Annotated in this window: 4 protein-coding genes; all 4 read right to left on the minus strand. The window is 40.3% G+C overall.

Features of this window, described 5'->3' with window-relative positions:
- Positions 1–576: 576 nt before the first annotated feature.
- Positions 577–1,914: a type I glutamate--ammonia ligase gene (gene glnA / locus GGQ84_RS15060; RefSeq protein ID WP_429163633.1), complete on the minus strand. Its 1,338-nt coding sequence runs from the start codon at positions 1,912–1,914 to the stop codon at positions 577–579.
- 189 nt (positions 1,915–2,103) lie between these two features.
- Positions 2,104–3,183, minus strand: a complete 1,080-nt coding sequence (locus tag GGQ84_RS15065; protein WP_429163630.1) for an ABC transporter ATP-binding protein — start codon at positions 3,181–3,183, stop codon at positions 2,104–2,106.
- A 12-nt stretch (positions 3,184–3,195) separates the two neighbouring features.
- The gene (locus GGQ84_RS15070; protein WP_429163631.1) at positions 3,196–4,878 is read right to left on the minus strand and encodes an ABC transporter permease; all 1,683 of its coding nucleotides are present in this window, start codon (positions 4,876–4,878) and stop codon (positions 3,196–3,198) included.
- Positions 4,879–4,919: 41 nt separating this feature from the next.
- Entirely contained in the window at positions 4,920–6,020 is a 1,101-nt protein-coding gene (locus GGQ84_RS15075; protein ID WP_429163632.1) for an extracellular solute-binding protein, read from the minus strand.
- Positions 6,021–6,363 lie beyond the last annotated feature (343 nt).

A 6,363-nucleotide genomic window follows, 5' to 3' on the forward strand; every position in this document is an offset into this window, starting at 1 on the left:
GGACACCCTTGTCATTGGCTAGTGGTTCCCACTACCAAGCCCACAGCGGACTTTCACCGCCAAGTTACCGCCCGTGCCGGGCACACATAAAAAAAGCAACTACCCGTAACAGGTAGTTGCTTTTTAATTAGCAACAAGATGAATTATTTGATCCTTTGATTGTAAAACCTTCTCCATACATTGTTTTAGAAAAATCTATTACAGGGTTATTGAGAAACCCTTCAACAGATTTATCGTAAACTAGCGATATACCTTTTTCTTCAACCACTGTATCATTCTCATTAACTGTCTCATCCAGAGACAGGCCTAATTTAGGACCGCCTCAACCAACGCCATTTACAAAGACTCTAACTTTCAGATTTTCATTGTTTTCTTTAGCAAGAACTTCTTTTAACTTTTTTTCAGCTGCTTCAGTAATTTTCAATCTGTTCACCCTTCCTTTAGCTTTGCTTTGGTATAACATACCTATGTATCTACCTTATTCTACTATCAATATTTTTCGCTGTCAATGTTGCAATATTTAAACATTAATGACTGATTAGACCGTATAGAAAAAACTCTATACGGTCTAATCGCTTAATATTTTCCTAAATAGTTCTTTATCTCCCATTGATGAACCTGTTCAGCATATTCATTCCATTCCTGATACTTGCCCTCTAAAAATCTATTAAAAGTGTGGGCGCCAACAGCTTCCTTGATAAGAGGGTCTGCTTCCATCTCTTTTAAAGCGGCGTATAAGTCTCTAGGCAAGTGGCCTAGATCTAACTCAGCCCTTTGCTTAGGAGATAGATTGTGGACATCCTCTTCCACTGATTCTGGAGGCATGATTTTATTCTTTATTCCTTCCATACCTGCTTTTAGCATAACAGCAAATATTAGATACGGATTAGCTATTGGATCAGGACTTCTCAGTTCAACTCTAGTAGCAGAGCCCCTTCTATTGGGAATCCTAATCAAGGTACTCCTGTTTGATTGAGACCATGCAATATTGACAGGAGCCTCGTATCCAGGTCGCAACCTTTTATAGCTGTTTACCACTGGGTTAGCTATAGCAGTCATCCCTTTAGCGTGCTTCAATAAACCACCTATATAGTATAGGGCTGTTTCACTCAAGCCATTCTCTGCATCAGGGTCGAAAAATATATTTTTACCGTCTTTAAACAACGATTGGTTACAGTGCATTGCCGACCCATTTTCTTTTGCAAAGGGTTTTGGCATAAAGGTGGCATAGAGCTTATGTTCTTTGGCTATATTTTTTACTACATCTCTAAAGGTTACCCATTTGTCTGCAGTTTTTAGTGCTTCATCATATTTAAAGTCAATTTCGTGTTGACCTGGCGCTACTTCGTGGTGAGAGGCTTCAATCCTAAAGCCCATTTTCTTCATAGTCAGCACAATATCTCTTCTTGCATCCTCGCCCCTATCAATGGGAGCTAAATCAAAATAACCTGCCCGGTCGTGAATGTCGAAAGTTGGGCGATCCTTTTCATCTGTGTGGAATAGAAAAAACTCTCCTTCAGGACCCACATTTAATTCCAATCCCATTTCTTCTGCTTCTCGCAGCACCCTTTTTAAGTTTCCTCGGGGACAACCTTCAAATGGAACTCCATCTGGTGTATATACGTCACAAATCATGCGAGCTACTCCTTGCTCACTAGGCCTCCAAGGCATTACTTCAAAAGTAGTAGGGTCTGGTACTAGACATTGGTCTGACTCATTGACTCTGGCAAACCCATCAATTGACGATCCATCAAACATAAGGTTGCCATTTAGAGCCTCCTCCAAATCGTCAGTTGTAATGCTTACGCTTTTTAATACCCCAAAGATGTCAATAAATTGCAGTCGGATAAATTCAATCCCATTTTCCTCAACTTTACTATAAACATTCTTTTTTACTTGATCACTGAGACTAATGTTAGTTCTCCTCCTTGTTTTTTAAAAGAACTTATATTTTTAGAAAGACCTACTGGTATTTTTTCTTCCGCGCAGGTCTTTCTATGCATTAATGATACCATTTTTTTTCTTTTTTATCCAACCGCTCTATTTGAGGTGACATCTTTTTAAGGGTATTATTAACTTCTCACACTGCGTTAGAATAGATTACTATAGAATTCTTTCACTCTCGTCTGTATTGCTCATTACAGCCACGAAATCAGGTAGAACTTTCAAATTAATCTCTTCACCTTTGTTAACAACAATTTCTGGGTGAACATGAATTAATAAGTTCTGCTTTTTCCCTTTTTTCAATTTAACCTCTACAGTTGCATCAATGGCTTCTCCGGTATATGTTGACTCTATTATCCGCCCTTTAATCGGTCCAGACTGATCCATCTCCAGACTATCAGGTCTTATAGAGATACATGCCTTTTCTCCAGGTTGCATGTTATGGGTATGAAAACATGGAATATTTCCAAAACCAGTGTCAATTGATTTCCCATCAGACCCTATTGTGCCTTCAATTAGGTTAGTCTGCCCTACAAAAGAAGCTACAAATTTATTCTCAGGAAATTGATATATTTCTCTCGGAGTTCCATTTTGCTGTATTACCCCATCTTTCATTACGATAATCCGATCAGATATAGCCAAGGCATCCTTTTGGTCATGGGATACTAAAATAGCAGTAGCACCCGCCTCTTTAATAATACGCTTAACTTCAACTCGCATCTGGGTTCTCAGTCCTGCATCTAAGTTACTAAAAGGCTCATCTAAAAGGACAACAACAGGTCTTTTTGCCAAGGCTCTAGCCAAGGCTACCCTTTGCTGTTGACCTCCTGAAAGCTCGTGGGGATAGCGCTTTTCATAGCCTATCAGGTTTACTAATTCAAGAACCTCCATTATTCTACTCTTTCTATCTTTCTCTTTGTAGTTAAAGCCCACGTTATCAAAGACAGTTAGGTGGGGGAATAGGGCGTAATCCTGAAACACCATGCCTACGCCCCTCCTTTCAGGAGGAACCCAAGTTGAGCCGTTACTAACAACCTTTCCAGCCAAAGCTATTTTACCTGCTTCTGCCCGCTCAAATCCTGCTATTAGCCTCAATGTGGTGGTTTTCCCGCAACCACTAGGACCCAAAAGGGTAATTATGTTACCCCGCTCTACCGCTAAACACACATCATTAATAGCAGGTCTGTCTGCCCCCATATAGGTTTTGGTAACTGATTTTAATTCTATATCAAACATCATTTTTCACCTACCTTAATATTTGCTTAACATATAGCGCAAGGGAATAATGGATACCAATATAATTAACAGTGCAGAGGGTGCTGCCAAGTGATAAATTCCTTCATGAGCCTCAAAATAAATTCTAACCGCTAAAGTATCAAATCCTGGTGGTCGCAGCATGAGTGTTGCAGGGAGCTCTTTAATTGAACTGACAAAGACAAGAGCGCCTCCAGCTATTATTCCAGGTAGCATATTGGGAAGAATCACCTTGAGCATTACCTTCCACGGAGGGTACCCAAGGCTACGGGCTGCCTCATCTATTTTTGGCGATATCAGACTCAAGGAGGCATCACCTGCTTGCATGGCTTGGGGTAAAAATCTAACCACAAAAGCCAATGCTACCATATAAAATGTGCCATAAAGCATAGGGATGTGATTGTTAAATATAAATACAAAACCAAGTGCTACAATTACTCCTGGAAGTGCATAACCTGCATAGCTCAATCTATCTATTCCCCTTGAAATAACCGACGGATATCTGGATTTTAAATAGATAATCGGCATTGCAAACAGCATACACAGTAATGCTGCAAGACCTGAAACCTTTAAACTGTTTAACACAAACCCAAAGAACCTCTCATCAAGTGCTCCCATAGTAATCCCAATTTTTGACCAGTAGATCAGAACACTGATTGGCAACAACACTGAAACAAAGAATACAGCGCTTACATATATTATAGCCAGGGGCTTCCACTTCCCAAGCGGCAGGACAATAGGTTTCCTGTAGGAGTTCCCCGTTTGGTAATACTTATTTTTCTTCTTGGTATGAGCTTCAATCCACAAGATTGCAATAGTTAGGATAATAAGTACTAAACTCAATACTGCAGCCGAAGCCGTATCAAACCCCGCTCGTTGAAAATATATTGCAGCTGTAAACGTAACGTATCGGAGCATTGCTATAGCTCCAAAGTCAGACAGCACATAAAGGGCCACTAAAATGCCCCCCGCTCCAATTGCCGGCCTCAAAAAGAGCAAGTTTACCTTCCAAAATATCTCCCAGTTACTCATTCCCAGGGATTGGGCAGCTTCTTCAAAGTTGCGATTCATTTTGCGCAAAGAAGCACTGGCAATCAGGTAGACATAGGGGTAGGTGAACATGGTCAATACAAAAAAGACCCCTCCAAAGGTATAAATGTCTATTGGGTAATCTCCAAGGTTATTCATCAACCACGGAGTATCTCGCCAAAAATCTCGGGCCCACCCGCTGCGTCCAAACACGATAATATAGGTCACAGCTCCCACATAAGGGGGAATTAAGAGGGGTAGTGCCAAGAGCCACCGCCACATTTTACTTCCCGGAATATCAGTGCGCACAACGATCCACGCCAGCGAGACTCCAATTATCACAGCAAATGTGGTAACAGCAATGGTAAGAGACATGGTGCTCCACAGCAGTTGGGGTATTCTCTCATCCAGTAAGCGCATCCAGCGGTCTGCACCTGCAAAAAGAGAGCGCCAAATTACATAAATAATTGGAATGGACATTACCAAGGCGATAATCAAACCAATAGTCAGAAGCACAGGTCCTGGTGGATTTCCCCGCCAAATATTTAACCATGTCCTTTGCAAAAAACGGAGAATGGCTGGGGAACTATGTTCCCCAACCTGAGCATTTTGAGTACTATTTAGTTGTTTTCTCTTGCTGCATTTATCCATAATGCCATCTCCTAAAACTTCAGATTATTTAAATTTATAATTTATCTTAAATCCAAGTCTAGTCCAGATGCCTCAATTAGAGCTCTTGTGTCTTCAAAGAAGTTACCCAATTCTTTAACAGGCATATCCTGAACCTTTAATTCATTAAAGTCTACTATATATGGCTCAACTTCTGGTGGGTAAACCGCACCAAATTCTGCGTTAATTAAAAGTTCTAATGATTCTCCCACAAAAGCTGCTTGATTCTCAGGCTTTAATAACCACTCGATAAAGGCATTTGCATTTTCTGCATTAGGGCCACCCTTAACTAGTCCTACACCTGCAGCGTTAGCGATTACCCCCATTTGGTCGTCTCCTTGGTCTAAGTAGATAAAGCCTACATTGTTGTTATCTGGCTCCACTAACTGTTGGTGGAAGTAGTAGTTGTTTACCAGACCGAAGGAGTGCTCACCAGCACCTACAGATCTTCTTATATCACCATGACCTTGGTAAATTCCAGCAGCATTTTCTCTAACTGCCCCAATCCAATCTGCAGTCTTTTCATCACCCCACTGATAGCGAAGAGCTGAAATATGTCCTATCATACCACCATTGCCACCGCGAGTAATGGCATAGCCATTCTCAACTTCTGCCCATTTAGCATCAAATAAATCTTCAATACTTTTTGGCATTTCTTCCTCAGTAATCATATCCTTATTGTAAATAAAGCCTCGTGCTCTTGCTGAAATTGCAAAGTATGCGTTGTCATCAGCGCGAAACATTTCATCAATAGTTTCTATGCCTTCAGGGTTCGACCCTTGTAATAAGCCCTGTTGATGTAAGTATCCTAAAGCTCCTAAATCATTAGAAATAAAGACGTCTGCTTGAACATTGTTTGCTTCCTCTACAACTTGTAATGGGTTAGCTCCATGTAATGCTCTAACTTCTATTCCTGTTTCCTCAGAGAATTTATCCAATAAGTCCTGTACAAATCTTTCATTTCGGCCTGAATATACAACTAGCTCACCTGCATCACTATCGGCTACTATTTCTTCATTGTTAGATTCATCTGCAGGCTCATTACCTCCACACCCTGCTAATAAACCCAATGCTAAAATGGAAATTAAGGCTAAAAATCCTAACTTTTTAAATTTAGAAAACATACTACACTCCTCCTAATTTGAATGATATTACTTCTCAGTTAACTTTTAAAAAAAATACTCTGCTCTTATGCACGCCTCCTTGTATGTAATGAAAATGCTTATCATTGATAACCTTTATCATTATTATATTTACTCTTATAACTTTAATCAACAGCCCCTGGTGTTCCTTACAGCTAAATTTACTCCTCAGACTTCCGCTTAATACTCCTAAGGCTTAATTCCTCTCTAATTTAATTTTATCGCATCCCTCATCGAGTAGGAGGTAGATAATTATTTTATCTACCGTCCTCTCACACCACCAAGCATACCGTTCGGTACTTGGCGGTTCATTAAGTTAATTGCA

The organism is Desulfitispora alkaliphila (assembly GCF_050433185.1).
In the GTDB taxonomy this organism is placed as follows: domain Bacteria; phylum Bacillota; class Desulfitisporia; order Desulfitisporales; family Desulfitisporaceae; genus Desulfitispora; species Desulfitispora alkaliphila.

Coding starts and splice junctions, on each gene's coding strand:
- GGQ84_RS15065 (WP_429163630.1), bottom strand. CDS start 3,183: ATGATGTTTGATATAGAATTAAAATCAGTTACCAAAACCTATATGGGG.
- GGQ84_RS15070 (WP_429163631.1), bottom strand. CDS start 4,878: ATGGATAAATGCAGCAAGAGAAAACAACTAAATAGTACTCAAAATGCT.
- GGQ84_RS15075 (WP_429163632.1), bottom strand. CDS start 6,020: ATGTTTTCTAAATTTAAAAAGTTAGGATTTTTAGCCTTAATTTCCATT.